Source organism: Variovorax sp. Soil_C_17 (assembly GCF_057657265.1).
Genome location: NZ_JBDGIT010000001.1, coordinates 1,719,440 through 1,745,684, shown reverse-complemented (window position 1 = coordinate 1,745,684; position 26,245 = coordinate 1,719,440). Strand labels below are relative to the sequence as shown.

Annotated in this window: 25 protein-coding genes and 1 tRNA gene; 13 read left to right on the top strand and 13 right to left on the bottom strand. The window is 67.2% G+C overall.

What is annotated here, in order from left to right; genetic code table 11:
- The first annotated feature begins 266 nt into the window (after positions 1 to 266).
- From AC3A6Y_RS08450 to AC3A6Y_RS08440, 3 genes are all read left to right on the top strand, one after another.
- Positions 267 to 3,188, top strand: a complete 2,922-nt coding sequence (locus AC3A6Y_RS08450; protein ID WP_487867737.1) for a ribonucleoside-diphosphate reductase subunit alpha — start codon at positions 267 to 269, stop codon at positions 3,186 to 3,188.
- A 150-nt stretch (positions 3,189 to 3,338) separates the two neighbouring features.
- Positions 3,339 to 4,568 carry a ribonucleotide-diphosphate reductase subunit beta gene (locus AC3A6Y_RS08445; RefSeq protein ID WP_487867736.1) on the top strand — a complete coding sequence of 410 codons (1,230 nt, stop codon included), beginning with the start codon at positions 3,339 to 3,341 and terminating at the stop codon, positions 4,566 to 4,568.
- 195 nt (positions 4,569 to 4,763) lie between these two features.
- A complete protein-coding gene (locus tag AC3A6Y_RS08440; RefSeq protein WP_487867816.1) occupies positions 4,764 to 5,240 on the top strand; it encodes a histone H1-like DNA-binding protein in 477 nt (158 codons plus the stop codon).
- A gap of 70 nt (positions 5,241 to 5,310) precedes the next feature.
- Here AC3A6Y_RS08440 and AC3A6Y_RS08435 read toward each other — a convergent pair whose 3' ends face one another.
- The 7 genes from AC3A6Y_RS08435 to AC3A6Y_RS08405 form a co-directional block, all read right to left on the bottom strand.
- Positions 5,311 to 6,213 (bottom strand): carbohydrate kinase family protein, encoded by a 903-nt coding sequence (locus AC3A6Y_RS08435; RefSeq protein WP_487867735.1) that lies wholly within the window; start codon positions 6,211 to 6,213, stop codon positions 5,311 to 5,313.
- Positions 6,214 to 6,258: 45 nt separating this feature from the next.
- Positions 6,259 to 7,575: a DUF3426 domain-containing protein gene (locus tag AC3A6Y_RS08430; RefSeq protein ID WP_487867734.1), complete on the bottom strand. Its 1,317-nt coding sequence runs from the start codon at positions 7,573 to 7,575 to the stop codon at positions 6,259 to 6,261.
- Positions 7,576 to 7,618: 43 nt separating this feature from the next.
- Entirely contained in the window at positions 7,619 to 8,503 is an 885-nt protein-coding gene (prmA, locus tag AC3A6Y_RS08425; RefSeq protein WP_487867733.1) for a 50S ribosomal protein L11 methyltransferase, read from the bottom strand.
- A gap of 13 nt (positions 8,504 to 8,516) precedes the next feature.
- Positions 8,517 to 9,866 carry an acetyl-CoA carboxylase biotin carboxylase subunit gene (gene accC, locus AC3A6Y_RS08420; RefSeq protein WP_487867732.1) on the bottom strand — a complete coding sequence of 450 codons (1,350 nt, stop codon included), beginning with the start codon at positions 9,864 to 9,866 and terminating at the stop codon, positions 8,517 to 8,519.
- Positions 9,867 to 9,986: 120 nt separating this feature from the next.
- Positions 9,987 to 10,457, bottom strand: a complete 471-nt coding sequence (gene accB / locus AC3A6Y_RS08415; protein WP_487867731.1) for an acetyl-CoA carboxylase biotin carboxyl carrier protein — start codon at positions 10,455 to 10,457, stop codon at positions 9,987 to 9,989.
- Positions 10,458 to 10,590: 133 nt separating this feature from the next.
- Positions 10,591 to 11,121, bottom strand: coding sequence for a TlpA family protein disulfide reductase (locus tag AC3A6Y_RS08410; RefSeq protein ID WP_487867730.1), 531 nt, complete (start codon positions 11,119 to 11,121; stop codon positions 10,591 to 10,593).
- On the bottom strand, positions 11,118 to 11,711 hold the full coding sequence (locus AC3A6Y_RS08405) for a hypothetical protein (RefSeq protein WP_487867729.1): 594 nt from the start codon (positions 11,709 to 11,711) through the stop codon (positions 11,118 to 11,120). The genes AC3A6Y_RS08410 and AC3A6Y_RS08405 overlap by 4 nt, the downstream gene beginning before the upstream one ends.
- Before the next feature lie 67 nt (positions 11,712 to 11,778).
- Here AC3A6Y_RS08405 and mpl point away from each other — a divergent pair, with 67 nt between their 5' ends.
- The gene (gene mpl / locus AC3A6Y_RS08400) at positions 11,779 to 13,191 is read left to right on the top strand and encodes a UDP-N-acetylmuramate:L-alanyl-gamma-D-glutamyl-meso-diaminopimelate ligase (protein ID WP_487867728.1); all 1,413 of its coding nucleotides are present in this window, start codon (positions 11,779 to 11,781) and stop codon (positions 13,189 to 13,191) included.
- 4 nt (positions 13,192 to 13,195) lie between these two features.
- Positions 13,196 to 13,696: a cupin domain-containing protein gene (locus tag AC3A6Y_RS08395; protein ID WP_487867727.1), complete on the top strand. Its 501-nt coding sequence runs from the start codon at positions 13,196 to 13,198 to the stop codon at positions 13,694 to 13,696.
- Between the two features lie 10 nt (positions 13,697 to 13,706).
- Here the strand turns inward: AC3A6Y_RS08395 and AC3A6Y_RS08390 are convergent, their stop codons facing one another.
- The 3 genes from AC3A6Y_RS08390 to rodA form a co-directional block, all read right to left on the bottom strand.
- Positions 13,707 to 14,825: a 3-deoxy-7-phosphoheptulonate synthase gene (locus tag AC3A6Y_RS08390; protein WP_487867726.1), complete on the bottom strand. Its 1,119-nt coding sequence runs from the start codon at positions 14,823 to 14,825 to the stop codon at positions 13,707 to 13,709.
- Between the two features lie 216 nt (positions 14,826 to 15,041).
- Entirely contained in the window at positions 15,042 to 16,502 is a 1,461-nt protein-coding gene (gene tldD, locus AC3A6Y_RS08385) for a metalloprotease TldD (RefSeq protein ID WP_487867725.1), read from the bottom strand.
- Between the two features lie 33 nt (positions 16,503 to 16,535).
- Positions 16,536 to 17,690, bottom strand: a complete 1,155-nt coding sequence (rodA, locus tag AC3A6Y_RS08380; RefSeq protein ID WP_487867724.1) for a rod shape-determining protein RodA — start codon at positions 17,688 to 17,690, stop codon at positions 16,536 to 16,538.
- Between the two features lie 89 nt (positions 17,691 to 17,779).
- Here rodA and AC3A6Y_RS08375 point away from each other — a divergent pair, with 89 nt between their 5' ends.
- From AC3A6Y_RS08375 to mtgA, 5 genes are all read left to right on the top strand, one after another.
- A complete protein-coding gene (locus AC3A6Y_RS08375) occupies positions 17,780 to 18,376 on the top strand; it encodes a YqiA/YcfP family alpha/beta fold hydrolase (RefSeq protein ID WP_487867723.1) in 597 nt (198 codons plus the stop codon).
- Between the two features lie 98 nt (positions 18,377 to 18,474).
- Positions 18,475 to 20,535, top strand: coding sequence for a ribonuclease catalytic domain-containing protein (locus tag AC3A6Y_RS08370; protein WP_487867722.1), 2,061 nt, complete (start codon positions 18,475 to 18,477; stop codon positions 20,533 to 20,535).
- A gap of 91 nt (positions 20,536 to 20,626) precedes the next feature.
- Positions 20,627 to 21,493 carry an energy transducer TonB gene (locus AC3A6Y_RS08365; protein WP_487867721.1) on the top strand — a complete coding sequence of 289 codons (867 nt, stop codon included), beginning with the start codon at positions 20,627 to 20,629 and terminating at the stop codon, positions 21,491 to 21,493.
- Between the two features lie 10 nt (positions 21,494 to 21,503).
- The gene (gene aroE, locus AC3A6Y_RS08360) at positions 21,504 to 22,346 is read left to right on the top strand and encodes a shikimate dehydrogenase (RefSeq protein ID WP_487867720.1); all 843 of its coding nucleotides are present in this window, start codon (positions 21,504 to 21,506) and stop codon (positions 22,344 to 22,346) included.
- Positions 22,343 to 23,092 carry a monofunctional biosynthetic peptidoglycan transglycosylase gene (gene mtgA, locus AC3A6Y_RS08355; protein ID WP_487867719.1) on the top strand — a complete coding sequence of 250 codons (750 nt, stop codon included), beginning with the start codon at positions 22,343 to 22,345 and terminating at the stop codon, positions 23,090 to 23,092. The genes aroE and mtgA overlap by 4 nt, the downstream gene beginning before the upstream one ends.
- A 36-nt stretch (positions 23,093 to 23,128) precedes the next feature.
- On the opposite strand, the gene AC3A6Y_RS08350 is transcribed toward mtgA, so the two are convergent.
- Positions 23,129 to 23,204 (bottom strand) — tRNA-Gly (locus tag AC3A6Y_RS08350).
- Positions 23,205 to 23,295: 91 nt separating this feature from the next.
- Here AC3A6Y_RS08350 and AC3A6Y_RS08345 point away from each other — a divergent pair.
- The 3 genes from AC3A6Y_RS08345 to ruvC are packed head-to-tail and all read left to right on the top strand — an operon-like array spanning position 23,296 to position 25,708.
- Complete coding sequence (locus tag AC3A6Y_RS08345; RefSeq protein WP_487867718.1) at positions 23,296 to 24,075, top strand: lysophospholipid acyltransferase family protein; 780 nt, start codon at positions 23,296 to 23,298, stop codon at positions 24,073 to 24,075.
- The gene (locus AC3A6Y_RS08340) at positions 24,076 to 25,146 is read left to right on the top strand and encodes a phosphatidate cytidylyltransferase (protein ID WP_487867717.1); all 1,071 of its coding nucleotides are present in this window, start codon (positions 24,076 to 24,078) and stop codon (positions 25,144 to 25,146) included.
- A gap of 13 nt (positions 25,147 to 25,159) precedes the next feature.
- Positions 25,160 to 25,708: a crossover junction endodeoxyribonuclease RuvC gene (gene ruvC, locus AC3A6Y_RS08335; RefSeq protein ID WP_487867716.1), complete on the top strand. Its 549-nt coding sequence runs from the start codon at positions 25,160 to 25,162 to the stop codon at positions 25,706 to 25,708.
- Positions 25,709 to 25,780: 72 nt separating this feature from the next.
- Here the strand turns inward: ruvC and AC3A6Y_RS08330 are convergent, their stop codons facing one another.
- A complete protein-coding gene (locus tag AC3A6Y_RS08330) occupies positions 25,781 to 26,035 on the bottom strand; it encodes an AbrB/MazE/SpoVT family DNA-binding domain-containing protein (protein ID WP_487867715.1) in 255 nt (84 codons plus the stop codon).
- A 32-nt stretch (positions 26,036 to 26,067) separates the two neighbouring features.
- On the bottom strand, positions 26,068 to 26,244 hold the full coding sequence (locus AC3A6Y_RS08325; protein ID WP_487867714.1) for a hypothetical protein: 177 nt from the start codon (positions 26,242 to 26,244) through the stop codon (positions 26,068 to 26,070).
- Position 26,245 lies beyond the last annotated feature (1 nt).

Here is a 26,245-nt window from a genome sequence, read left to right as displayed (position 1 = left end):
ATGCGCCTTTCAGGCCCAAAAACGCGCGCAAGGCGCATGGATAGCGGCGCCCGCTAAGGTGGCTCAGTAACGACGGGGCAAACCCGCCGATCGCAAGGCGTCCACAGGGGATGGATACCGTTGAACTACAAGGAAAACACTATATCTAGTGGGTTGAACCCCCCTTGGACCCCAGATATAGTGTGCCCTGGTCCCGTGCTTCATGCGGAGCAACCGGCCAGACGCGGCACCGCCGCCCCCAACAAGAATTGCCAACAGAGGATCGAATGCAAACTGCCCTGAACCATCCCGCCACCTCCCGCGCCGTAACCTCGACGCCGCAACACCCCAGCGACAAGGCCGGCTCGCCCGCCGGCAACGCGCTCGCCAACTACCAGATCATCCGCCGCAACGGCGCCGTCGTTCCCTTCGAGCCCAACAAGATCGCGATTGCGATGATGAAGGCCTTCCTCGCGGTGCACGGCACCCAGGGCGCGGCCTCCGCCAGCGTGCGCGAAACGGTCGACACCCTGACCCAGGGCGTGGTGCGCGCCATGCTGCGCTCGCGCCCGGGCGGCGGCACCTTCCACATCGAGGACGTGCAGGACCAGGTCGAGCTGGGCCTGATGCGCGGCGGCCACCACGAGATTGCGCGTGCCTACGTCCTGTACCGCGAGCGCCGCGCCCAGGAGCGCTCCAAGCAGGGCGAGCAGGATGCCCCGATCGCCGTCTCCACGCTGCACGTGCTGGACCGCGGCGAGCGCGTGGCCCTGGACCTGAACGAGCTCAAGGGCCTGATCGAGTCCGCCTGCGCCGGCCTGGGCGAGAGCATCACCGCCGGCCCGATCGTGGCCGAGACCATGCGCAACCTCTATGACGGCGTGCCGCTGGACGAGGTCTACAAGGCCTCGATCCTGGCCGCCCGCACGCTGATCGAGAAGGACCCCGACTACACCTTCGCCACCGCGCGCCTGCTGCTGCACACGATCTTCAAGGAAGTCATCGGCCGCGAAGTGCCGGCCGCCGAGCGCGCCCAGGCCTATGCCGACAGCTTCCCGCTGTTCATCAAGAAGGGCGTGGACAACGAGCTGCTCGACGAGAAGCTGCAGCAGTACGACCTGGCCCGCCTGGGCGCCGCGCTCAAGCCCGAGCGCGACCTGCAGTTCGACTACCTCGGCCTGCAGACCCTGTACGACCGCTACTTCCTGCACGTGCGCAAGACCCGCATCGAGCTGCCGCAGGCCTTCTTCATGCGCGTGGCCATGGGCCTGGCGCTGAACGAGATCGACCGCGAAGCCCGCGCCATCGAGTTCTACGAGGTGCTGTCCTCCTTCGACTTCATGTCCAGCACGCCCACGCTGTTCAACAGCGGCACGCTGCGCTCGCAGCTCTCCAGCTGCTATCTGACCACCGTGCCCGACGACCTGGACGGCATCTACGAATCGATCAAGGAAAACGCCCTGCTCTCCAAGTTTGCGGGCGGCCTGGGCAACGACTGGACGCGCGTGCGCGCGCTGGGCAGCCACATCAAGGGCACCAACGGCGAGTCGCAGGGCGTGGTGCCCTTCCTCAAGGTGGTGAACGACACCGCGGTCGCGGTCAACCAGGGCGGCAAGCGCAAGGGCGCGGTCTGCACCTACCTGGAAAGCTGGCACCTCGACATCGAGGAGTTCCTGGAGCTGCGCAAGAACACCGGCGACGACCGCCGCCGCACGCACGACATGAACACGGCCAACTGGATTCCCGACCTGTTCATGCGCCGCGTGATGGAAAAGGGCAGCTGGACGCTGTTCTCGCCCTCCAGCGTGCCGGACCTGCACGACAAGTTCGGCATCGACTTCGAGACCGCCTACGTCGCCTATGAAGAGAAGGCCGCGCGCGGCGAGATCAAGCCCAGCCGCACCGTCCAGGCTACCGATCTCTGGCGCAAGATGCTCACGATGCTGTTCGAGACCGGCCATCCCTGGATCACCTTCAAGGACGCCTGCAACGTGCGCTCGCCCCAGCAGCACGTGGGCGTGGTCCACTCGTCCAACCTCTGCACCGAGATCACGCTCAACACCAGCGACACCGAGACCGCCGTCTGCAACCTGGGCTCGGTGAACCTGCTGCAGCACCTGAAGGACGGCAAGGTCGACCAGGAGAAGCTGAAGCGCACCGTGTCGACCGCGATGCGCATGCTCGACAACGTGATCGACATCAACTACTACGCGGTCAAGAAGGCCCGCGACTCCAACCTGCGCCACCGCCCCGTCGGCCTGGGCCTGATGGGCTTCCAGGACGCACTGTACGAGCTGCGCATCCCCTACGCCTCGCAGGAGGCCGTGCAGTTCGCCGACGAGTCGATGGAAGCGATCTGCTACCACGCCTACTGGGCCTCGACCGAGCTGGCCCGCGAACGCGGCCGCTATTCGAGCTACAAGGGCTCGCTGTGGGACAAGGGCGTGCTGCCTCCCGACACGCTCGACCTGCTCGAGAAGGCGCGCGGCGGCTACGTCGAGCTGGACCGCTCGGCCACGCTGGACTGGGACGCGCTGCGCCAGAAGATCAAGGCCGACGGCATGCGCAACTCCAACTGCGTCGCCATCGCACCGACCGCCACCATCTCGAACATCATCGGCGTGGACGCCTCGATCGAGCCCTGCTTCGGCAATCTCTCGGTCAAGTCGAACCTCTCGGGCGAGTTCACCGTCATCAACCACTACCTGGTGCGCGACCTCAAGCGCCTGGACCTGTGGGACGACGTAATGGTGATGGATCTCAAGCACTTCGACGGGTCGCTGCGCCCGATCGACCGCGTGCCGCAGGACGTGAAGGCGCTCTACGCGACCGCTTTCGAGATCGAGACCACCTGGCTGGTCGAGGCGGCCGCGCGTCGCCAGAAGTGGATCGACCAGGCGCAGTCGCTGAACATCTACATGGCCGGCGCCTCGGGCAAGAAGCTCGACGACACCTACAAGCTCGCATGGCTGCGCGGCTTGAAGACCACCTACTACCTGCGCACGCAGAGCGCCACGCACGCCGAGAAGTCGACGGTGCAATCGGGCCGGCTCAATGCGGTGTCCTCCGGTTCGAACGATGCGACGTCGTCGGGCATGAGCGCGCTCGAAGCGGCCGCGGCGGCTGCGCGCGCGCAGCTCGGCACGGTGCCTGCGACCGACATCGCCTTCTGCGGCGTCGACGATCCGACATGCGAAGCGTGCCAGTGATGTCGGCGTGAAGACGCATCGATTCGCGGCATCGCCCGACAAATGGCGATGCACGCGAACAACATAACGACAACATAAATGGAGCGGCGATGTGAAGAGCGCTTTGCAACTCACATCGTTGCTCACATAATTTGAGCATTGGATTTTTCTATGTTGACCTGGGACGAAGAAGTCAAGCCCTCCTTGCCAAAGGATCTGCAACAAGGCATGCGGCAACCATCGATCAGCGACGCGCAAGCCGGCCGCTCGCTGGAGCGTCCGACTTCGCAAACAGCTCCCGCCCTCGCTTCGGTTCCCCGCACGTTCGATGACGGCGCTGCGCCGCGCGCCGCCCAGCAGGCCACGCCGGCAATGCCGGCCGCACGCCGCGTCAAGGCCGCCGACAAGCGCATCATCAATGGCCAGACCGACGTCAACCAGCTCGTCCCCTTCAAGTACAAGTGGGCCTGGGAGAAGTACCTCGCCACCTGCGCCAACCACTGGATGCCGCAGGAAGTGAACATGACGCGCGACATCGCGCTCTGGAAAGACCCCAACGGGCTGACCGAGGACGAGCGCCGCATCGTCAAGCGCAATCTCGGCTTCTTCGTGACGGCCGATTCGCTGGCCGCCAACAACATCGTGCTGGGCACCTACCGGCACATCACGGCGCCCGAATGCCGCCAGTTCCTGCTGCGCCAGGCCTTCGAGGAGGCGATCCACACGCACGCCTACCAATACATCGTCGAGTCGCTGGGCCTGGACGAGAGCGAGATCTTCAACGCCTACAACGAGGTGCCGTCGATCCGCGAGAAGGACCAGTTCCTGATCCCCTTCATCGACGCCATCAGCGACCCGAACTTCCACACCGGCACGCACGAGAACGACCAGACGCTGCTCAAGTCGCTGATCGTCTTCGCCTGCCTGATGGAAGGCCTGTTCTTCTACGTCGGCTTCACGCAGATCCTCGCGCTGGGCCGCCAGAACAAGATGACCGGTGCTGCCGAGCAGTACCAATACATCCTGCGCGACGAGTCGATGCACTGCAATTTCGGCATCGACCTGATCAACCAGCTTAAGCTCGAGAATCCCCACCTCTGGACCGCGGAGTTCAAGGCGGAGATCAAGGCCCTCTTCCTGAAGGCTGTCGAGCTCGAGTACCGCTATGCCGAAGACACCATGCCCCGCGGCGTGCTCGGCATGAACGCCTCCATGTTCAAGGGCTACCTGCGCTACATCGCCAACCGGCGCGCGCAGCAGATCGGCCTGGAAACGCTCTTCCCGAACGAGGAAAACCCCTTCCCCTGGATGAGCGAGATGATTGACCTGAAGAAGGAGCGCAACTTCTTCGAGACCCGCGTGATCGAGTATCAGTCGGGTGGTGCGCTCTCCTGGGATTGAATTGTTCCGACAAGAAAAGTGAATTCAAGAATAGCCCTCATCACGACCAAGCACCGGAGAGTGCGGCGGCGATGAAGGCGCAGGTGTTCATGGCGCTGGAGCTCGATCCAACGCCATGAATCGCTTCACGCTACCAACATGCGTGGAGTGCTTCAAAAGGTTGATTTTTTCAACTTGATCAAGGAGAAAAGAGAAATGGCAACTGCAAAGAAAGCGCCGGCTAAGAAAGCCGCAGCAAAGAAGGCTCCGGCCAAGAAGGTCGCTGCTGCCAAGAAGGCACCGGCCAAGAAGGTCGCAGCGAAGAAGGCCCCTGCCAAGAAGGTAGCGGCCAAGAAGGCGCCGGCGAAGAAGGCCGCAGCGAAGAAGGCTCCTGCCAAGAAGGCAGCGGCCAAGAAGGCGCCGGCGAAGAAGGCCGCAGCGAAGAAGGCTCCTGCCAAGAAGGCAGCAGCCAAGAAGGCGCCGGCGAAGAAGGCCGCTGCCAAGAAGGCTCCTGCGAAAAAGGCGCCGGCGAAAAAGGCCGCGGCCAAGAAGCCTGCCGCCAAGAAAGCAGCGAAGAAGCCTGCTGCCAAGAAGGCCGCGAAAGCGCCCACCGCTGCTGCGCCTGCGCCTGCAGCGCAAACGACGCTGAACCCCCAGGCAGCCTGGCCGTTCCCGACGGCCAGCAAGCCCTGAGTCGCTCAGCAGCCTTGAAGGCAAAAGCCCGGCACTTCGGTGCCGGGCTTTTTTTATTGCGGGCCGGGGCTCAGAGGCCGAGCGCCTGGCGATCCACCTGGTAGTTCTGCGGGCCCCGCTGCGCGATCTTGAGCGCGCCAAGGCGATTGCCCAGGGCGGCGCAGCGCGCGAGTGGCCAGCCCTGCTCCAACCCGTACAGCAGCGCACCGCGCCAGGCGTCGCCGCAACCCGTGGGCTCGATCACGGCGGTGGGCTTGACGGCCAGCACATGTTCGCGCTCGCCTCGGGTCCACACCTCGCAGCCCTCGGCCGCGAGGGTGACGACCAGGCCCTGCACGCGCTCGGAGATCTCGGCGAAGCTCCAGCCCGTGCGCTGCGAGAGCATCTTGCCCTCGTAATCGTTGACGACGACCCAGCTCGCCAGCTCCACGAAATGCCGCAACTCCTCGCCGTCGAACATCGGCAGGCCTTGGCCGGGATCGAAAACGAAGGGGATGTTCGCCGCCTTGAACTGCTCGGCGTGCTGCAGCATCGCCTCGCGTCCGTCGGGTGCCACGATGCCGAGCCGGATGTCGTCGCGCGCCGTCACGCGCGTGATGTGCGCCTGCTGCATCGCGCCGGGGTGGAACGCCGTGATCTGGTTGTTGTCGCGGTCGTTCATGATCATCGCCTGCGCGGTGAAGCTGTCGTCGATCTGCCGCACGAACTCCGTGCTGATGCCGAGCGAGCGCAGCCGCTCCAGGTAGTCGCCGCCGTCGCTACCGACCGTGGCCATCGGCAGCGCCCTGCCGCCCAGCGCGTTGAGGCTGTAGGCGATGTTGCCGGCACAGCCCCCAAAATCGCGCCGCAGGCCGGGGACCAGAAAGGACACGTTGAGGATGTGCAGCTGATCAGGAAGGATCTGATCGGCAAACCGGCCCTCGAAGGTCATGATCGTGTCGAACGCGAGAGAACCGCAAATCACTGCTGCCATGAATGAACCACTGGTTGGGTTGAGAAGAAAGAAGAGGCGCCGGCTTCAGGGATAGAAGGCCAGCAGATGAAAGCCCGCGACCGGCGGCAGCGCGGCGGCGTCCGGACCGCCGAGCGCCAACGGCAGCGATGCCGTGCGCTCGGCACGGGGCGGCAGCACGGAGGGCGCGCCGAACTCCGACGGCATGAGCACGCGCCGCACCACGGCGCGCTCCTGCATGTCGAGCAGGGACAACTCGACGGCCGGCATCGCGAGCGGCACGGACGCGGCATTGCGCAAGGTGAAGTTCAGCCTGTAGGCATCGCCGACCTTCTCGCGCGCGAAAGAGGCGCCGTCGATCGTGATGTCGCCGATCTGCCGCAGTGCCGAAAGCTCGCAGCCCGTCAGCCCGCACACGGCCGCGAGCACCGGGCGCATCGAAGGCTGGCGCGCCGCGATCAGGTCACGCTCCTGGTGCAGCACCTGCACGACCAGGAGCACCGCAGCCAGCGCGGCCATCCCGACCAGCGCCCGCCGCACGCCGGCGCGTTCCCAAAAGGCAGTGCCCTCGGCGGCAGCAGCGAAGCGGGGCAGGCGCTGCGGATGATCGGGCACGGGTTCGGGCTCGCTGGCCGCGAGCACGATGGGGGCCGATTCGCGCGCAGCGCGCTCTTCGCCGCGGGCCTTGGCTCGGGCAATCTTGGCGGACTTGGCACGCGCGCGCCGCAAGGCCTTCTGCAACTGCACGTTGCCGGCGTCCTCTTCCGCCGTGGTCGCAAGTGCGGCCTTTGCCTCGACCCGCGCCGGCTCCGCTCGCCGCGCATCGCGACCTATGGGAGGCGAGGCGGACAGACTCAGGTCGATATTCGGGAAGGGCGGCAAGGATGGGTACGGCGGCACCACATGCGGACCCGCCTCGACCATCGACGCAGAAGTCTCGGGCCAGGGCTCGTCGGTGACGATGCCGGCGAAGGGCAGCGGGTCGGACTCGGCCCGCGCCTCGGGTTTCCGGGGGGCTTCGGGTGGCAGCGGCTCGGCGACCGGTGGCTCTGCGATTTGCGGTTCGGCCGGCGGGGGCTCGGTCTCGTGCTCGTCGTCGAGGAAGTCCGTCTCACCCACGTCGTGCGCTGAATCCTCCGAGGGCGGCGCGACCTCTTCCTGCTCGGGCTGGGTAGGGGACGGCGCGCTCACCGGCGTCTCGACGGCCGGCGCCGCGGGCGCCTGGGCATCCGGCGCCGGGTCGGGCGTCTCCTGCAGCGCAAGGGTCGCATCGAAGACCTCGCTGCAGCGCCCGCAGCGCACCCAGCCATCGGAGATGCGAAGCTGGTCCCTCACCACCTTGAAGGTGGTGCCGCAGGCAGGGCAGCGGGTGACCAGGCTCATGAGGCGCCGATTGTAGGGTTGCGACCTCCGGCAGGAGGAGGCTCTAGACCTGCGCGGTCATCAGGATCCAGCCGTCCTCGGCGTCGCTGACCTCCAGCGCCGCATAGGGCGCATAGGCCAGCTTCAGCTCGTCGGCCTGGCGCTCGAGGATGCCGGCCAGCACCAGCGAGCCGCCGGGCGCCACGTGCTCGCACAACAGGGGGGCCAGCACCTTGAGCGGGGTGGCGAGGATATTCGCCAGCACGATGTCATAGCGCCCCTGGGCGAGTTCGCTCAGCCCGGCTCTCAGTTGCACGCCATTGGCCTCGGCGTTGAGGCGGGTCGCGTCGACGGCGGCTTCGTCGATGTCGACGGCATCGATCTCGGCGGCGCCGAACTTCGCCGCACCGATCGCCAGGATGCCGGAGCCGCAGCCGTAGTCCAGCACGCGCTGGCCGGCCATCTCCGCGCGCGACGCGATCCAGCGCAGGCACATGCGCGTGGTCGGGTGCGTGCCGGTGCCGAAGGCCAGGCCGGGATCGAGCCGTATGACCTGCCGCGCCCCGGCCGGCGGCTCATGCCAGGTGGGCACGATCCAGAACGCCGGCGTGATCTCGACCGGCGTGAACTGCGATTGGGTGAGCCGCACCCAGTCCTGCTCGGGCACGTCGACCAGGCCCAGCTGCTGGCAGCCTTCGAAGAAGTCCTGCGCCGCCAAAACGGTCGCCGCCTCGCGCGCCTGCGCCTCGTCGGCGAAGAGGGCAATCACGCGGGAGCGCTGCCAGCCCTCTTTCGGCGGCGGCATGCCCGGCTCGCCGAAGAGCGCCTGCTCGGCGTCGGTCTGGGCGTCGGCATCTTCCACCGAGACGCTCAGCGCATCCAGGGCCTCGAGCGCGTCGCTGACGGTCTCGACGCGGTCTTCCGGAACGAGCAGCCGAAGTTCGAACATGGGGCGGCCCCGTTCAGCGCTTGTGCGCCGCGAGCCACTCTTCGAGGTAGTGGATATTGGTACCGCCGCTCATGAACTTGGCGTCGACCATCAGCTCGCGGTGCAACGGGATGTTGGTCTGGATGCCCTCCACCACCGTCTCGCTGAGCGCCGTGCGCATGCGCGCGAGCGCCTGCTCGCGGGTGTCGCCGTGCACGATGATCTTGCCGATCATCGAGTCGTAGTTGGGCGGCACGAAGTAATTGGTATAGATGTGGGAATCCACCCGCACACCCGGCCCGCCGGGCGGATGCCACATCGTGATGCGACCCGGCGACGGCGTGAACTTGTACGGGTCCTCGGCGTTGATGCGGCACTCGATCGCATGGCCGCGCATCTCGATCTGGCGCTGGGTGAACGGCAGCCGCTCGCCGGCTGCCACCATGATCTGCGTCTTCACGATGTCGATGCCGGTGGTGAACTCGGTGACTGGGTGCTCGACCTGCACGCGCGTGTTCATCTCGATGAAGTAGAACTCGCCGTTCTCGTAGAGAAACTCGAAGGTGCCGGCGCCGCGGTAGCCGATCTTCTTGCAGGCCATGGCGCAGCGCTCGCCGATCTTCTCGATCAGCTTGCGCGGAATGCCCGGTGCGGGCGATTCCTCGATCACCTTCTGGTGGCGCCGCTGCATGGAGCAGTCGCGCTCGCCCAGGTAGACCGCGTTCTTGTGCTTGTCGGCCAGCACCTGGATCTCGATGTGGCGCGGGTTCTGGAGAAACTTCTCCATGTACACCGAGGGATTGTTGAAGGCCGCCGCGGCCTCCGCCTTGGTCATCTGGATCGCGTTGACCAGCGCCGCCTCGGTGTGCACCACGCGCATGCCGCGGCCGCCGCCGCCGCCCGCGGCCTTGATGATGACCGGGTAGCCGATGGCGCGCGCGATGCGCTTGTTGATGGCGGCATCGTCGGACAGCTCGCCCTCGGAGCCTGGCACGCAGGGCACGCCGGCCTTGATCATGGCCTGCTTGGCCGACACCTTGTCGCCCATGATGCGGATCGACTCGGGGGTGGGGCCGATGAACTGGAAGCCGCTCTGCTCGACGCGCTCGGCGAAGTTGGCGTTCTCGCTCAGGAAGCCATAGCCGGGATGGATGGCTTCGGAGTCCGTCACTTCGGCGGCCGAGATGATCGCCGGCATGTTCAGGTAGCTCTGGGACGACGGCGCCGGGCCGATGCACACGGCCTCTTCGGCCAGCTTCACATACTTGGCTTCTCGATCGGCCTCGGAATAGACCATGACGGCCTTGATGCCCAGTTCACTGCAAGCCCGCTGGATACGAAGTGCGATTTCACCTCGGTTGGCGACCAGGATCTTCTTAAACATTGCGCCCCCCGCGGCTCATCGCCCGTGCGCTGGTGCGCACGAGTGCAATTTGCCGGGCTTGGCGCGTCCGCGCCCGGGCGCCAACCCCGCGATTGGCAACGAGAATCTTCTTGAACATGGTCACTCGATGATGAACAGCGGCTGGCCGTATTCGACCGCCTGACCGTTTTCGCCGAGGATTTGTGTGACGGTGCCGGACTTGTCGGCCTCGATTTCGTTGAGGATCTTCATCGCCTCGATGATGCAGATGGTGTCGCCCTCTTTCACCTGGCTGCCCACTTCGACGAAGGCCGGAGCGCCGGGGCTGGAGGAGCGATAGAAGGTGCCGACCATGGGCGACTTCACGACGTGGCCGGACGGCGCGGCCTCCACGGGAGCCGCAGCCGGAGCCGGGGCTGCGGCGATGGCGCCCACGGGTGCCGCGGCACCGACGCCAGGAGCCGGCGCAGGCATGGCTTGCACATACTGAACCGGCGCTGCGATTCCGCCCTTGACGATGCGGACCTTGCCTTCGGTTTCGGTGATTTCCAGTTCGGAAATATTCGATTCGGACACCAAGTCGATCAGTGTCTTGAGCTTGCGCAGATCCATGGGACTCCAGCGCCGGGGTTGCCGGCTATGAGGATTTATTCGGTCTGAAAGTCGGTGTACTTCTGTGTACTTCGGTGTACTTCGGCGTTTAGCCGTCAACACCCGACGAGGGGACCGGATTCTAGCTGGTGAACTAGGCCCGCCGCCACGCTTGGAGGTCGGCCGGTTCGATCTTGCCCATTTTACGCGCCGCGATCACGCCTCCAGCGTCCAACACGATGCTGAAGGGCAACCCACCGGCCGTGTTGCCGAGGTTTTTGACCAGTTCAGTCCCCTGCAAGCCCGCCAGCCCGACAGGATAGCTGACCGGTGTCTTGGCCAGGAACTTGCGCACGGCGCTGGGTTGATCGATGGCCAATCCGACAACTTGCCAGCCGTTGCCGGCGTTTTCGCGGAAAAAGGCATCGATCATCGGCATCTCCTCGATGCACGGCGGGCACCAGGTCGCCCAGAAGTTGATCAGCAAGCGCTTTCCGCGAAGTTGCTCCAAGAGCAGTTCCCCGCCCTCCGGCCGCTCGAAGCGCTGCGCCCAGAAGGCGGCGTCGAGCTGTTCGCCGCCTCCATTCGCGCGCCGGTGCCAGACCGCGCCCCCGAATCCGGCAATGGCCGCCGCCGCAGCCACGCCCCCAAAGAGCCAGCCACGGCGCGTAGGGCTGGCAGTCATCCGTTTTCCTTTTCGATCAGCCGTCTGAGCGCGGCCAGATTGCCCCGGGGCACGCGGCCCTGGGTGTCGGGCTTGAGGGCGCCGCGCAGGTCGTCGAGGTCGTAGATCAGGAGGTGTACCCCGATTTCTTCGCCCAGGGTGCGGCTCGCCACATGAATGCTGAGCGCCTCGACCTGCTCGCCATGGAAGCCGGTCACCATGCGCGGCTCGTAGTCGACGTGGTGGTCGATGAGCGCGATTTCGGCCGACTTCGGGTCATCGCAGAACAGCTGGATATAGATGTCCGACAGCCGGGTCGCCGTGCCGTGCCAGACGGCGCCGCCGATATGAGGGCGGAACTCCGCCATGTGCTCCATCCATTCGAGCGCCAGCACGCGCAGGGCGTGGAGTTCCTTCGGCTGGGTGTCGGCGCAAAAGAGCTGGATGTAGTCCCGCACCTCGTTTTCGACCTCGTCGTTGTGCGGCAGGGGCGTGCGCGCGGGCAGGCCCAGGTCGCGCAGCGCGCGGCGCTTGGCCGGGCCGTACTCCAGCCCCTCCTCCACGATGAGGCGCGCGGCGGCGGCGGCGATTTCCTGTTTGGGCACATCCATCGGCCCATTTTGCCCAAAGGAAGGCGTGCGCAGAAGAGCGATCCCCGGGCATCCCTAGAATCGACCGATGCACATTCACATCCTCGGCATCTGCGGCACCTTCATGGGCGGGCTGGCCGCACTGGCGCGCGAGGCCGGGCACCGGGTCACCGGCTGCGATGCCGGCGTCTACCCGCCGATGAGCGATCAGCTGCGCGCCCTCGGCATCGAGCTGATCGAAGGCTTCGGCGCCGATCAGATGGCACTGCAGCCCGAGGTCTTCGTCATCGGCAACGTGGTGTCGCGGGTCCGGCTTGCGGACGGAACGCCCAAGTTCCCGCTGATGGAAGCGATCCTCGATGCCGGCGTTCCCTACACCAGCGGCCCCCAGTGGCTGGCGGAACAGGTGCTGCAGGGCCGGCATGTGCTGGCGGTGGCCGGCACCCATGGCAAGACCACGACCACCTCCATGCTGGCCTGGATTCTCGAGCGCGCCGGCCGCTCGCCGGGCTTCCTGGTGGGCGGGGTGCCGCTGGACTTCGGCGTCTCGGCGCGGCTGGGAAGCGGCGCGCAGAAGCTCTTCGTGATCGAGGCCGACGAGTACGACACCGCCTTCTTCGACAAACGCAGCAAGTTCGTCCACTACCGTCCGCGCACCGCGATTCTCAACAACCTGGAATACGACCACGCCGACATCTTCGACGACCTGGCGGCGATCGAGCGGCAGTTCCATCACCTCGTCCGCACGGTACCGGCCAGCGGCCGGGTGGTCGTCAATGCGACCGAGGACAGCCTGCGGCGCGTGCTGATCCAGGGCTGCTGGAGCGAGCTGGCCCGCTTCGGTGCGGGCGGCGAATGGCAGGCGCGGGGAACGCACGACGCCTTCGACGTGCTGCGGCAAGGCGAGCCCGTCGGCCGCGTGGAGTGGACGCTATCCGGGCTGCACAACCAGATGAATGCCTTGGCCGCCATCGCCGCGGCCGAGCATGTGGGCGTGGCGCCGGCCGAGGCGGCGGCGGCACTGGCGGGCTTTCGCAACGTCCGCCGGCGCATGGAAGTGCGCGGCACGGTCGAGCGGCACGGCGGACCGATCACGGTCTACGACGACTTCGCCCACCACCCGACCGCCATCCGCACCACGCTCGAAGGCCTGCGCAACAAGCTCGACGCAGGCGGCCATCGGGACGAGCGCATCCTGGCCGCCTTCGAGCCGCGCAGCAACACGATGAAGCTGGGCACGATGGCGGCCCAGCTGCCCTGGAGTCTGGAGCAGGCCAACCTCGCCTTCTGCCACAGCGGCGGGCTGGACTGGGACGCGGCGGGCGCGCTCGCGCCCATGGGCGAACGCGCACGGGTGGCCGGTGCGATCGAGCCCCTGGTGGCGCAGATCGTGGCCGCCGCACGGCCCGGGGACCACATCGTCTGCATGAGCAACGGCGGCTTCGGCGGCGTCCACGAGAAGCTTCTTTCGGCACTGCGCGCGACAGGCGCGGCACAATGACCGGATGCGCGCGCAGCAGCTCATCGACACCCTGAATCTGGCGCCCCATCCCGAGGGCGGTTGGTATCGCGAGCTGTTCCGCTCCGAGGCGCAGGTGTCTCCGGGCGATGGCAGGCCGGCACGCCAGGCACTCACGACCATCTATTTCCTGCTGCAGGCCGGCCAGCATTCACGCTGGCACCGGGTGCTCTCCGACGAAGTCTGGGTTCACCTCGAAGGTGCCCCCCTCTCGCTCTGGACCAGCGATGCCGCGCTGCGCACGCCACCTGCACATGTCCGGCTGGGGCCGGTCGACGTGCATGGCACGCATCCGCAGCACACCGTGACGGCCGGTCGCTGGCAGGCCGCCAGGCCCCTGCTGACGCCCGAGAGCGCCGACTACACGCTGGTGCATTGCACCGTCGGTCCCGGCTTCGACTTCAACGACTTCTCGTTCATGCAGCCCGACGGCGAGGAGGCGGCTTTGCTGCGCCACCACTGGCCCGCACTGGCCGAACTGATCTGACCGGAAGGCCTCAGCCCCTGCGGGCCTTCACCGCCTGCGACAGCAACTCCAGCACGTGCGCCGAATCGTCCCAGCCCAGGCAGGCATCGGTGATGCTCTTGCCGTACTCGAGGTTGGCGACGTTGTCCTTGCCGGCGCTGAATTTCTGGGCCCCTGCGCTCAGGTGGCTCTCGACCATCAGGCCGAAGATGCTGCGGCTGCCGTGCGCAATTTGCGCCGCGATGTCCTTCGCCACGTCGACCTGCTTCTGGTGCTGCTTGCTGCTGTTGGCGTGGCTGCAGTCCACCATCAGCGTGGGCGGCAGCTTGGCCGATTCCAGGTCCTTGCAGGCGGTGGCAACGCTGGCGGCGTCATAGTTGGGTGCCTTGCCGCCGCGCAGAATCACGTGGCAGTCCTTGTTGCCGTTGGTCTGCACGATCGCGACTTGGCCGTTCTTGTGCACCGAGAGGAAGTGATGGCCGCGTGCTGCCGCCTGGATCGCATCGGTGGCGATGCGGATGTTGCCGTCGGTGCCGTTCTTGAAGCCGATCGGCGCCGACAGGCCCGAGGCCAGTTCGCGATGCACCTGGCTCTCGGTGGTGCGCGCGCCGATGGCGCCCCATGAGATCAGGTCGCCGATGTACTGCGGCGAGATCACATCGAGGAATTCGCTGCCGGCCGGCAGCCCGAGGCGGTTGATCTCGATCAGCAACTGGCGCGCGATGCGCAGTCCTTCGTCGATGCGGTAGCTCTCGTCGAGGTAGGGGTCGTTGATCAGCCCCTTCCAGCCCACCGTGGTGCGGGGCTTCTCGAAGTACACGCGCATCACGACCTCCAGCGTGCCGGCGTACTTCTCGCGCTCCACCTTCAGTCGCCGGGCGTATTCGAGCGCGGCGATCGGGTCGTGGATCGAGCAGGGGCCCATCACCACCAGCAGCCGGTCATCCTTGCCGCTCATGATGTTGTGGATGGCGTGGCGGGTGCCGGTGATGAGCGTTTCGACAGGCGTACCGCGAATCGGGAAGAAGCGGATCAGATGTTCGGGAGGCGGGAGCACGGTGATGTCCTTGATGCGTTCGTCGTCGGTTCGGCTGGTTTTCTCGACGCTCGCATACCAGTTCTCGGTGCCGGGGAGATTGCTCGTGCTCATTGGGTCGTTCCTTCAAGGGTGTGAATCATCGGGGCATAAAAAAACCGCCGGGGCTCGGGGCGCCGGCGGTCTTGGGAGGTGTTCAGTGTGCTTTACGCGCTCGCCTCTCGTCCGCCGGAGTCCGGGAACCAAAAGTACGAAAAGAAAAACGCGGCGCGCAAAGACATAAGGGCCGAATGTAGCACAGCAAGACGAGCCGGCCGCTGCGCGAACGCCTCAGGCCGTGCCGCCGACGGTCAAGCCATCGATGCGCAAGGTGGGCTGACCCACGCCGACCGGCACGCTCTGGCCCTCCTTGCCGCAGGTTCCCACGCCGGAATCGAGCGCCATGTCGTTGCCGATCATGGTGACGCGCGTCAGCGCATCCGGGCCGTTGCCGACCAGGGTGGCGCCCTTGACCGGGTACTGGATCTTGCCGTTCTCCACCCAGTAGGCCTCGCTCGCCGAGAACACGAACTTGCCGCTGGTGATGTCGACCTGGCCGCCGCCGAAATTCGTGGCGTAGAGGCCCTTCTTGATGCTCGCCACGATCTCGGCCGGCACCTTGTCGCCGCCCAGCATGTAGGTATTGGTCATGCGCGGCATCGGCACGTGCGCGTAGCTCTCGCGGCGGCCGTTGCCGGTGGGCTTGACCTTCATCAGCCGCGCATTGAGCGAATCCTGGATGTAGCCCTTCAGGATGCCGTCTTCGATCAGCACATTGCGCTGGGTGGCGTTGCCCTCGTCGTCGACATTGAGCGAGCCGCGGCGGTCGGCGATGGTGCCGTCGTCCAGCACGGTCACACCCTTGGCGGCCACGCGCTCGCCGATGCGGCCCGAGAAGGCGCTCGACCCCTTGCGATTGAAGTCGCCTTCCAGCCCGTGGCCGATGGCTTCGTGCAGCAGGATGCCGGGCCAGCCCGGGCCCAGCACCACGGTCATCTCGCCCGCGGGCGCCGGACGCGAATCGAGGTTGACGAGCGCCTGCTTGACCGCCTGGTCGACGAATTCGGCAATGCGCGCCTCGTCGAAGTAGGCGAGGCCGAAACGCCCGCCGCCGCCGCCGGACCCCACCTCGCGCCGGCCGTTCTGCTCGGCGATCACCGTGAGCGACAGGCGCACCAGCGGCCGCACGTCGGCGGCCAGGGTGCCGTCGGCCCGCGCCACCAGCACCACGTCGTATTCGCTGGCCAGCCCGGCCATGACCTGGGCGACCCGAGGATCGCGCGAGCGTGCAAGCTTCTCGACCTTGCCCAGGAGCTCGACCTTGGCGGCGCTGTCGAGCGTCGAGATCGGGTCCACGCCACCGTAGAGCGTGCGGCTGGTCGCGACCTTGCGTCTCGGCGCTTTCACGCGGCCGTTGCGTCCCGCGGCGGAAATGGTGCGGACCGTGCGCGCCGCATCGAGGAGGGATGCCTCGGAAATGTCGTCCGAATAGGCGAAGGCCGTCTTCTCGCCGCTGACCGCGCGCACGCCCACGCCCTGGTCGATGCTGAAGCTGCCGGTCTTCACGATGCCCTCTTCCAGGCTCCAGCCCTCGCTGCGGGTGTACTGGAAGTAGAGGTCGGCGTCGTCCACCTTGTGGGCGGTGATCTCCGCCAGGGCGCGCAGCAGGTGCGATTCGTCCAGGCCGAAGGGCGTGAGCAGGAGCTGCTGCGCCGTGGCGAGGCGCTCGAGGGTGGGTTCGCGGGAAATCATCGGGGGATTCTAGGCTCGCCCTCCGAACGATGCTCAGCTTTGCATCAGGCGCTTGGCTCGCGCGATCGACATCAGGATGCCCAGGCCCAGTCCCAGCGTCACCATCGCGGTGCCCCCGTAGCTGATGAAGGGCAAGGGCACCCCCACCACCGGCAGGATGCCGCTGACCATACCCATATTCACGAAGGCGTAGGTGAAGAAGATCATGGTCACCGCACCGGCCAGCAGGCGCGAGAACAGCGTGGGCGCATCCAGCGCGATCGCCAGTCCGCGGAAGATGAGGAAGATGAAGCCGGCAATCAAGGCCAGGTTGCCGGCCAGGCCGAACTCCTCGGAGTAGGCGGCGAAGATGAAGTCGGTGGTGCGCTCGGGGATGAACTCCAGGTGCGTCTGCGTGCCCTGCATGAAGCCCTTGCCGCCGACACCGCCGGAGCCGATGGCGATCATGCCCTGGATGATGTGGAAGCCCTTGCCCAGCGGGTCCTTGGTGGGGTCGAGCAGCGTGCAGATGCGCTGCTTCTGGTAGTCGTGCAGGATTCGCCAGTCGAGGCCGTCGGCGCACAGCTGCGACTCGAAGCCCACGATCAGCGACACCGCGACCAGCCCGATGATGACGGGCGGCACGATCAGCTTCCACGACAGGCCGGCGAAGAAGATCACCGACAGGCCTGCCGCCAGCACCAGCAGCGAGGTGCCCAGGTCAGGCTGCTTCATGATCAGCCCGACCGGCACCGCCAGCAGCAGCGTCGCCACCACGTAGTCGAGGGTGCGCAGCTGGCCTTCGCGGCGCTGGAACCACCAGGCCAGCATCAGCGGCATGGCGATCTTCAGGATCTCGCTCGGCTGGATGACCACGCCCACGTTGATCCAGCGCGTCGCGCCCTTCTTCGTGATGCCGAACAGCATCACCGCCACCAGCAGCGACACGCCCACCACATAGACGGGCACGGCAAAGAACATCAGCCGCTGCGGCGGCACCTGCGCCACCACGAACATGATGAAGCCGGCCAGCAGCATGTTGCGGCCGTGGTCCATGAAGCGCGTGCCGTGGTCGTAGCCCGACGAGTACATGGTCAGCAGCCCGGCACAGGCCAGCAACAGCACGGCGAAGGCGAGCAGGCCGTCGAAGCCCTGGAACACGGGCGCGATGCGACGCGCAAGGGACGGCTGGTGGAACACGGCGGACATGGGCGCGAATTATCCGCCCGCGGCAGCCGTGCGCGAGCTTCACGGACAATGGCCGGCGCATCGATTCGCTCGCTATTTAAGACAAAGGCATGACTTCCGCGCCCACCACCCACCTGCTGTACCTCCATGGCTTCCGTTCCTCGCCGCAATCGACCAAGGCGCGCCAGGTGGCACAGCGTGCCCGGGAGCGGCACCCGCATCTGCATTGGTGGTGCCCGCAGCTGCCGCCCTCGCCGCACGAAGCGATCGAGCTGATCATGCAGGGCATCGCACCATGGCCGCGCGACAGGATGGCGGTGATCGGCTCCTCGCTGGGCGGCTTCTACGCGACCTACGTCGCCGGCATGACCGGTTGCCGCGCCGTGCTCCTGAACCCGGCCGTCCACCCGGCGCGCGACCTGGCGAAGCACATCGGCGAGCAGACCTCCTGGCACGACCCGGCCGAGCACTTCCATTTCCGGCCCGAGTACATCGACGAGCTGCGCGCCCTCGACGTCGGCCCGCTGGCGCGACCGGAACGCGTCTTCGCCATCATCGCCAAGGGCGACGAGGTGCTGGACTGGCGCGAGATGTCGGCCCGCTACCCCGGAAGCCGCATCGAGCTGCTGGAAGGCAGCGACCACGCCCTGTCCGATTTCGAGCGCCGTCACCTCGACGAGGTGATGGCCTTCGTCCACCCCGCCTGAGCGCCGCCCGGCCGCCCCAAGGCGCTTGCACCGCAGCCGAAGGCGAAGGCACTCCAGCGAGCCCTGCGCGCGCGGCGGCGCATGGGACAATCCGCCCCATGTTTGTTTTGTTCGAAGAAGCCGGCAAGTACCTGGGCGGACGCGTGCTGTCGGAGGCCGAGGCCTCGGCACAGGTCGAGCTCGATTCCGGCAAGCGGGTCAAGGTAAAGACCGCCAACATCGTGCTGCGCTTCGAGAAGCCGGCGCCGGCCCAGTTGCTGGAAGAGGCGCGCGCCCTCGCCGCCGGCATGGACCTCGACCTGGCCTGGGAATTCGCGCCCGAAGGGGAGTTCGCCTTTATCGAGCTGGCCGCCGACTACTTCCAGGCCCAGCCCACGCTGGTCCAGCAGGCCGCATCGCTGCTGGCGCTGTTCGAGGCGCCGCACTACTTCCGCCGCGCCGGCAAGGGCCGCTTCAGGAAGGCGCCGGCCGAGATCGTGCAGCAGGCGCTGGCCGCCATCGAGAAGAAGAAGCAGGTCCAGGCCCAGATCGCCGAATGGGCCGCGCAACTCGGCGCCGGCGAATGTCCGGCGCCGGTGCGCGAGCAGCTCTATAAGATTCTCTTCAAGCCCGACAAGAACGCGCCCGAGTACAAGGCCGTGGTCGAGGCCGCGCGGGCCACGCAGCGCCCGCCCCTCGACTTGCTGCAGCAGGCGGGAGCGATCGATTCGCCCTACCAGTTCCACTGGCGGCGCTTCCTGTTCGAGAACTTCCCCAAGGGCACCGGCTTCCCGGCGCTCAAGGCCCCGGCCATCGCCGACGAGCTGCCGCTGGCCGAAGTGCAGGCCTTCTCGGTCGACGATTCGCAAACCACCGAGATCGACGATGCGCTCTCGGTCACCGGCCTCGGCAGTGGCACCGTGCGCGTCGGCATCCACATCGCCGCGCCGGGCCTGGCGCTGGCGCCGGGCGGCCCGATCGACCAGGTCGCGCGCGCCCGCATGTCCACGGTCTACATGCCGGGGCACAAGATCACCATGCTGCCCGACGAGGTGGTCGAGATCTACACCCTGCAGGAAGGGCGCGACTGCCCGGCCGTCTCGCTCTACGCCGACTTCGACGAGACCACGCTGGCGCTGAAGACCACCGAGACCCGCCTCGAGCGCGTGCCCATCGTCGCCAACCTGCGTCACGACCAGCTCGACGGCTTCATCACGCAGGCCTGGCTCGAGGACGCCGCGGTCGACAACGCAGGCACGCCCGAGGTCGCCAGGCGGCTGCGCGAGCCGCTGTCCTTCCTGTTCCGCCTCGCCAGGCAGTTGAAGGCGCAGCGCGAAGTGGTTCGCGGCAAGCCGGAGAGCTTCAACCGGCCCGACTACAACTTCCGCCTGCCCGATGCCCAGGGCGAGCCCACCGGCGAGGAGCGGGTGCAGATCACCACCCGCCAGCGCGGTGCGCCGCTGGACCTGATCGTGTCGGAAGCGATGATCCTGGCCAACAGCAGCTGGGGCGGCTGGCTCGGCGAGCTCGGCGTACCCGCGCTCTACCGCAGCCAGGCCAGCCTGGCGCCGGGCATCAAGGTGCGCATGGGCACCCGCGCCCTGCCGCACGCCGGCCTGGGCGTGAAGAGCTATGCCTGGAGCACCTCGCCGCTGCGCCGCTACACCGACCTGGTGAACCAGTGGCAGATCATCGCGGCCGCGCGCCACGGCAAGACCGCCGCGCTGGCGGCGCCCTTCAAGCCGAAGGATGCCGACCTGTTCTCCATCCTCTCGGGCTTCGATGCCGCCTATGCCGCCTACAACGCGCACCAGGGCGGCATGGAGCGCTTCTGGACCCTCAAGTACCTGGAGCAGGAAAACATCACCGAACTCGAGGCGACGCTGATCAAGGACGTGCCCAACGGCGCCTTGGCGCGCGCCGATACGCTGCCGCTGGTGTTCCAGGTCACCGGCACGCAGGGCCTGGCGCGCGGGGCACGCGTGCGTGTCAAGCTCGGCGAGGTCGACGAGATCGCGCTCGACGTGCACGGCACCGTCATCGAGCGCCTCGACACGACGCCGGCCGAGGCGGCTGCGGAAGACGAAGGCGAGGAAGAAGAAGTCGCCGGACCGATCGCCATTGCCGTGGACCTGGCCGACAGCGACGAGGCGGCCCCACCGGAGAAGATCACGGCATGAGCACGGCACGGTTGCCCGAAGGTGCTCGCCCCCTCCTTCAGGAGGGAGTGCGCGAAGTACATGAAGTGACGAGCATGGGGGAGGTCGCCTCGTGAACCTGCGCGACTTGAGCAGCCTGCAAATCGCGCTCGGCATTTCGGTCGCCGCGCATGCCCTGCTGCTCGCGTTCCGCTTTGCCGACCCCGAGTCCTTCAACCGGGTCTTCACCGAGACGCCGCTCGAAGTCATCCTGGTCAACGCCAAGAGCAACGAACGGCCCGAGAAAGCCCAGGCCATCGCCCAGAGCTCGCTGGCCGGCGGCGGCGACCTCGAGCGCGGCCGCGCCACCAGCCCGCTGCCGCCCTCCACCTTCACCGCCATCGGCGACTCGATGGAAGACGCCCAGCGGCAGGTCGAGGCCATGCAGGCCCAGCAGATGCTGCTGCTGGCGCAGATCAAGCAGCAGCTCGCCGCGATGCCGCTGCCCGATCCGCGCCACCAGGGCAACCCCAGCGAGTCCAAGGCGCGCGAGGAAAGACGCCGCCAGCTGATCGAAATGCTGGCCGAGATCGAGCGCCGGGTGAACGAGGAGAATGCCCGGCCCAAGAAGCGCTACCTCAGCCCCGCCACGCGCGAGGCCACCTATGCCGTCTACGTCGATGCTTTGCGCCGCAAGATCGAGGCGCGCGGCACCGAGAACTTCCCAGAGCTCTCGGGCAAGAAGCTCTACGGCGAGCTCACGATGCTGGTGACCGTCAACTTCGACGGCGCGATCCTCGGCACCGAGGTCGTCGAGGGTTCGGGCAATGCGACCCTGGACCGGCGCGCACAGGCCATCGTGCGCAGCATCGGCAGCTTCGGCAAGTTCACCGACGCCATGCGGCGGCAAACCGACCAGATCGTGCTGCCCTCGCGCTTCAAGTTCACCCGCGACGAGACGCTCGAGACCCAAGTCTCCTCGTCGCCGTCCAAACAGTGAGCCGGACGCCATGGACCTCTATTGCGTGATGGGCAATCCGGTCGAGCACAGCCGCTCGCCCTGGATTCATGCGCGCTTCGGCGAGCTCACCGGCCAGGTGCTGGACTACGGCCGCCGCCTGGTGCCGCGGGACGGCTTCGAGGCCGCGGTGGCCGCCTTTCGCGCCGAGACGAGCGGCACGGCGCGCGGCTGCAACGTCACCGTGCCCTTCAAGTTCGAGGCCGCGGCGCTGGCCCAGCACCTGAGCCCACGCGCCATGCTGGCGCGCGCGGTCAACACGCTGCGCTTCGACGAGGACGGCATCCATGGCGACAACACCGACGGCGCAGGCCTCGTCGCCGACATCACGCAGCACGCCGGCGTGCCACTGGCCGGGAGCGAGCTGCTGCTGCTGGGCGCGGGCGGCGCTGCGGCCGGCGTGCTGGGCCCGTTGCTGGAAGCCGGACCGCGCCGTGTGGTGGTGGCCAACCGCACGCTGGCCAAGGCCATCGACCTGGTGCGGCGCCATGCGGCGCTGGCGCTGCAGCATGGCATCGACCTGGAGGCGCACGAACTGCAGTCCGTGCCCGGGGAGTTCGATGTGGTGGTGAACGGCACCGCCTCCAGCCTTGCGGGCGGCGAGGTGCCGGTGGCGGCCCGCGTGCTCAAGCGCGGCGCGCTGGCCGTCGACATGATGTATGGGCCGGCCGCCGCGGGCTTCATGGAATGGGCCCGCGAACACGGCGCGGTGCCGCGCGACGGACTGGGCATGCTGGTCGAACAGGCCGCCGAGTCCTTCGCCCTCTGGCGCGGCGTGCGGCCGCCTTCGGGCCAGGTGCTGGCCGAGATGCGCGCGATGGTCGACGGCAAGTGAAGGCTCTTCTGCGCTGGGTGCTGTGCCTGCTCTTTGCGGCCGTGGCGCTCGAAGTCTTCTTCATCGGCCGCATCGCCGCGATGGCGGTGATCGATCCGCAGTCCACCGCCTTCCAGCGTTCCGAGGCCTGGCAGCTCGCGAGCGAGGGGCGCAGCAACGGCGAGCGCGGCTGGAAACAAGCATGGGTGCCTTATTCGCAGATCGCAGACAGCCTGAAGCGCGCGGTGATCGCGAGTGAGGACAGCGAATTCATCTATCACAACGGCGTCGAGTGGGAGGCCGTCGAGCGCGCGCGCCAGCGCAATGCCAGGGCCGAGCAGATCGCGGCCCGGCGGGCGGCGCAGATGCGCGCACGCGGCAAGGAGCCGCGGCCGGTGCAACTGCGCGGCGGCTCGACCATCACGCAGCAGCTGGCCAAGAACCTGCTGCTGTCGGGCGAGCGCACGCTGCTGCGCAAGGGCCAGGAACTGCTGCTTTCGGTTGCATTGGAGCTGCTGCTGGACAAGCAGCGCATCCTCGAAATCTACCTCAACAGCGTGGAGTGGGGCGAAGGCATCTTCGGCGCAGAGGCGGCCGCGCAGCACTACTTCAAGAAGCCGGCCTCGCGGCTCGGCGCGCATGAGGCGGCGAAACTGGCGGTGATGCTGCCGAGCCCGAAGTTCTTCGAGCGGCGGTCCGGATCGGCCTACCTCGCGGGCCGCACGGCCACCATCGTGGCGCGCATGCCGTCGGCCGAGCTGCCCTGATCTGCAGGGGCAGCGCGCACATCGAGGAGGGGAATCTGGAGCGGGAAAAGAGTCTCGAACTCTCGACCTCAACCTTGGCAAGGTTGCGCTCTACCAACTGAGCTATTCCCGCGTTTGAAGGGTCCGAATCATAGCGGATTCACGAGGCCTCTTCGGCCGCGGCACGAGAAAAACCTGCATGCGCCGCCCGTATCATCGCCGCCATGCTTGCAAAGTTCACGGGGTGGGTGCTGCTGGGCCTGATCCGGCTCCTCACCGGTGCCCAGGCGCGCTGGTGGGGCTGCCCGCCCAAGGCCGAGCAGCGCATCTACTTCGCCAACCATCAGAGCCATCTGGACCTGGTGATGATCTGGGCCGCGCTCCCCGAGGAGCTGCGCAGCATCACCCGGCCGATCGCGGCGCGCGACTACTGGGCCACCACGCCCTTCAAGCGATGGATCACCACCGAGGTGTTCAATGCGATCTACGTGGAACGCGGCGGCAGTGCGCCCGCCCCTGCACCTGCGCCGGCCGCGCCCCGCGAGCGCATCGAGCCCGTGTTCGAAGAAGCGATGCCCCTCGTGGATCCCGAGCCGGTCGACGCCATGCAGGGCGAGCTGCCGCTGGCATCGCCACCGGCCGATGCACCACCCGCGCCACAGCCGGGCAGCGCCGAAGCGCTGCTGCCGCTGCAGCCGCTGATCGAGGCGCTGCAGAGCGGCGACTCGATCATCATCTTTCCCGAGGGCACGCGCGGCAACACCGGCGAGCCGCAGAAATTCAAGTCGGGCCTCTACACGCTGGCGCAGATGTTCCCCGAGGTGGTGCTGGTGCCGGCCTGGATCGACAACGTGCAGCGCGTGATGCCCAAGGGCGAGGTCGTGCCGGTGCCGATCCTCTGCTCGGTCACCTTCGGCGCGCCGATCCGCCTCGAGGACAGCGAGGAGCGGCGTCCTTTCCTCGACCGCGCGCGCGAGTGCGTCATCGCATTGCGGTACGTATAGATGAACGAATACCTCCGACAGCTCTCGCCCACGCACCAGGTGGCGGCCCTGTTCTTCATCGTCTTCGGCCTGCTGGTGATGGTGAGCATCGCGGCCTTTTTGCTGAGCTTTCGCGAGCGCCGCAACCCGCGTCACGACGAGCGCTGGCAGCGCGAGCTGGCGCATTTCCGCCGGCTGCTGGGCACCACATGGTTCATGGCGGTGATCTTCTGGATCGGCTGGGCGCTGGGCGAGACGATGGCCACCGTGCTCTTCGCGCTGATCTCCTTCTTCACGCTGCGCGAGTTCATCACGCTGTCGCCGACCCGGCGCGGCGACCACCGCAGCCTGATCCTGGCCTTCTTCGTGGTGCTGCCGATCCAGTTCTGGCTGGTGGCGACGGCGCGCTTCGACCTCTTCACCGTGTTCATTCCGGTCTACGTCTTCCTCGCCATCCCGGTGGTGAGCGCGCTGGCCGACGATCCCAACCACTTCCTCGAACGCAACGCCAAGCTGCAGTGGGGCATCATGGTCTGCGTCTACGGCATGAGCCATGTGCCGGCACTGCTGCTGCTCTCCTTCCCGGGCTACGAGGGCAAGAGCGCGTTTCTCGTGTTCTTCCTGGTCTTCGTGGTGCAGACTTGCGTGCTGGTGCAGCACCTCATCGCGCGGCGCAGCAGCCTGCCCGGCGAAGAAGCGCCGGCGGAAGCCGCCGAAGCGACCGGCGGGCGCCTGCAGCGCGTCGGCGACTGGCTCTTCAGGGATGCGCCTGCCGCGCCGCATGTGAGCCGCAGCTTCAACTGGCGCAGCTGGGCCATCGGCATGGCGATCGCGAGCGTCGTTGGCGCGCTGTTCTCCTTCATCACGCCCTTCCGCTTCGGCCAGGCGCTGGCCGTCTCCCTGCTCGCCTGCGTGGCCGGCTCGATGGGCCACCTGGTGATGAAGGCGCTCAAGCGCGACCGCGGCATTCCGAACTGGGGCCGGCGCGGCGTGGGCGTGACCGGGGCCAACGGCCTGCTGGACCGCGTCGATGCACTGTGCTTCGCGGCCCCGGTGTTCTTCCATTCGGTTCGCTGGTACTTCGGTGCCTGAGGCGCGGCCCGGCATGCGCATCCTCGGCATCGACCCCGGCCTGCAGACCACCGGCTTCGGCCTGGTGGACATGGACGGCCACGCGCTTCGCTACGTCGCCAGCGGCACCATCAGCACCCGCAGCGTGTCGCAAGGCGAGCTGCCGGCGCGGCTCAAGGTGCTTTTCGACGGCATCGGCGAGATCGTGGCCCGCTACCAGCCCGATGCGGCGGCGGTGGAGATCGTGTTCGTCAATGTCAACCCGCAATCCACCCTGCTGCTCGGCCAGGCCCGCGGCGCCTGCCTCACGGCGCTGGTGACGAACGCGCTGCCCGTGGCCGAGTACACCGCCCTGCAGATGAAGCAGGCCGTCGCCGGCCACGGTCGCGCCGCCAAGGCGCAGGTGCAGGAAATGGTGCGGCGCCTGCTGCAGCTGCCCGGCGTGCCCGGCAGCGATGCGGCCGACGCGCTGGGCATCGCGATCACCCATGCGCATGTGGGCAGCTCGATGGCCCGGCTCGGCCAGGCGGCGGTGCTGGCGCGCAGCACCAGCGGGATGTATCGGAAGGGTCGAACGCGCTGAGACTGGCCGTTCGGCGCGTCGGTCAGCGCAGCAGCTGATGCGTCGACGTCTTGGCTGCCTTCTTGCCGAAGGTCAATATGGGCGCGTGGCCGGCAGCCTGTGCGCTTGCGGCCAGCAGACATCCATCTCTTCCACGGACAGCGCGCGTCCGGGGCGCGCCAGGAGGCCGCGCAAGTTCTTGGCGGGCTTCGAGGGCGGCCGCTTCAGGATGATGGTGTCGTCATCCACCACCGTCACCAAGAGCCGGTCGCCCGCTTCCAAGCCGAGCCGAGCCCGCGCCGCGCTCGGCAGCGTCATCTGACCTTTGGATGTCAGCGTGGTTTGCACCACATTCCTTACAAAGAGGTAAGGAAATCACTTCAGAGCGCGCGCTCGGCAATCAGCACCGCGAAGAACCCGAAGGCTGCCAGCAGCGTCCACTTGAGCACGATCCACCCGAAGCGCTTGTACTTGGGCTGGCCGGTCCCGGCATAGAAGGCAAAGGAAACGCCGGCCGCCAGCAGGAGCAGCAGGATGGCCCAGCGGAACAGCAGCATC

What these genes read in the sequence shown, in the direction of transcription:
- AC3A6Y_RS08450 (WP_487867737.1), top strand. Translation starts at nt 267, where the DNA reads ATGCAAACTGCCCTGAACCATCCCGCCACCTCCCGCGCCGTAACCTCG.
- AC3A6Y_RS08445 (WP_487867736.1), top strand. Translation starts at nt 3,339, where the DNA reads ATGTTGACCTGGGACGAAGAAGTCAAGCCCTCCTTGCCAAAGGATCTG.
- AC3A6Y_RS08440 (WP_487867816.1), top strand. Translation starts at nt 4,764, where the DNA reads ATGGCAACTGCAAAGAAAGCGCCGGCTAAGAAAGCCGCAGCAAAGAAG.
- AC3A6Y_RS08435 (WP_487867735.1), bottom strand. Translation starts at nt 6,213, where the DNA reads ATGGCAGCAGTGATTTGCGGTTCTCTCGCGTTCGACACGATCATGACC.
- AC3A6Y_RS08430 (WP_487867734.1), bottom strand. Translation starts at nt 7,575, where the DNA reads ATGAGCCTGGTCACCCGCTGCCCTGCCTGCGGCACCACCTTCAAGGTG.
- prmA (WP_487867733.1), bottom strand. Translation starts at nt 8,503, where the DNA reads ATGTTCGAACTTCGGCTGCTCGTTCCGGAAGACCGCGTCGAGACCGTC.
- accC (WP_487867732.1), bottom strand. Translation starts at nt 9,866, where the DNA reads ATGTTTAAGAAGATCCTGGTCGCCAACCGAGGTGAAATCGCACTTCGT.
- accB (WP_487867731.1), bottom strand. Translation starts at nt 10,457, where the DNA reads ATGGATCTGCGCAAGCTCAAGACACTGATCGACTTGGTGTCCGAATCG.
- AC3A6Y_RS08410 (WP_487867730.1), bottom strand. Translation starts at nt 11,121, where the DNA reads ATGACTGCCAGCCCTACGCGCCGTGGCTGGCTCTTTGGGGGCGTGGCT.
- AC3A6Y_RS08405 (WP_487867729.1), bottom strand. Translation starts at nt 11,711, where the DNA reads ATGGATGTGCCCAAACAGGAAATCGCCGCCGCCGCCGCGCGCCTCATC.
- mpl (WP_487867728.1), top strand. Translation starts at nt 11,779, where the DNA reads ATGCACATTCACATCCTCGGCATCTGCGGCACCTTCATGGGCGGGCTG.
- AC3A6Y_RS08395 (WP_487867727.1), top strand. Translation starts at nt 13,196, where the DNA reads ATGCGCGCGCAGCAGCTCATCGACACCCTGAATCTGGCGCCCCATCCC.
- AC3A6Y_RS08390 (WP_487867726.1), bottom strand. Translation starts at nt 14,825, where the DNA reads ATGAGCACGAGCAATCTCCCCGGCACCGAGAACTGGTATGCGAGCGTC.
- tldD (WP_487867725.1), bottom strand. Translation starts at nt 16,502, where the DNA reads ATGATTTCCCGCGAACCCACCCTCGAGCGCCTCGCCACGGCGCAGCAG.
- rodA (WP_487867724.1), bottom strand. Translation starts at nt 17,690, where the DNA reads ATGTCCGCCGTGTTCCACCAGCCGTCCCTTGCGCGTCGCATCGCGCCC.
- AC3A6Y_RS08375 (WP_487867723.1), top strand. Translation starts at nt 17,780, where the DNA reads ATGACTTCCGCGCCCACCACCCACCTGCTGTACCTCCATGGCTTCCGT.
- AC3A6Y_RS08370 (WP_487867722.1), top strand. Translation starts at nt 18,475, where the DNA reads ATGTTTGTTTTGTTCGAAGAAGCCGGCAAGTACCTGGGCGGACGCGTG.
- aroE (WP_487867720.1), top strand. Translation starts at nt 21,504, where the DNA reads ATGGACCTCTATTGCGTGATGGGCAATCCGGTCGAGCACAGCCGCTCG.
- AC3A6Y_RS08345 (WP_487867718.1), top strand. Translation starts at nt 23,296, where the DNA reads ATGCTTGCAAAGTTCACGGGGTGGGTGCTGCTGGGCCTGATCCGGCTC.
- AC3A6Y_RS08340 (WP_487867717.1), top strand. Translation starts at nt 24,076, where the DNA reads ATGAACGAATACCTCCGACAGCTCTCGCCCACGCACCAGGTGGCGGCC.
- ruvC (WP_487867716.1), top strand. Translation starts at nt 25,160, where the DNA reads ATGCGCATCCTCGGCATCGACCCCGGCCTGCAGACCACCGGCTTCGGC.
- AC3A6Y_RS08325 (WP_487867714.1), bottom strand. Translation starts at nt 26,244, where the DNA reads ATGCTGCTGTTCCGCTGGGCCATCCTGCTGCTCCTGCTGGCGGCCGGC.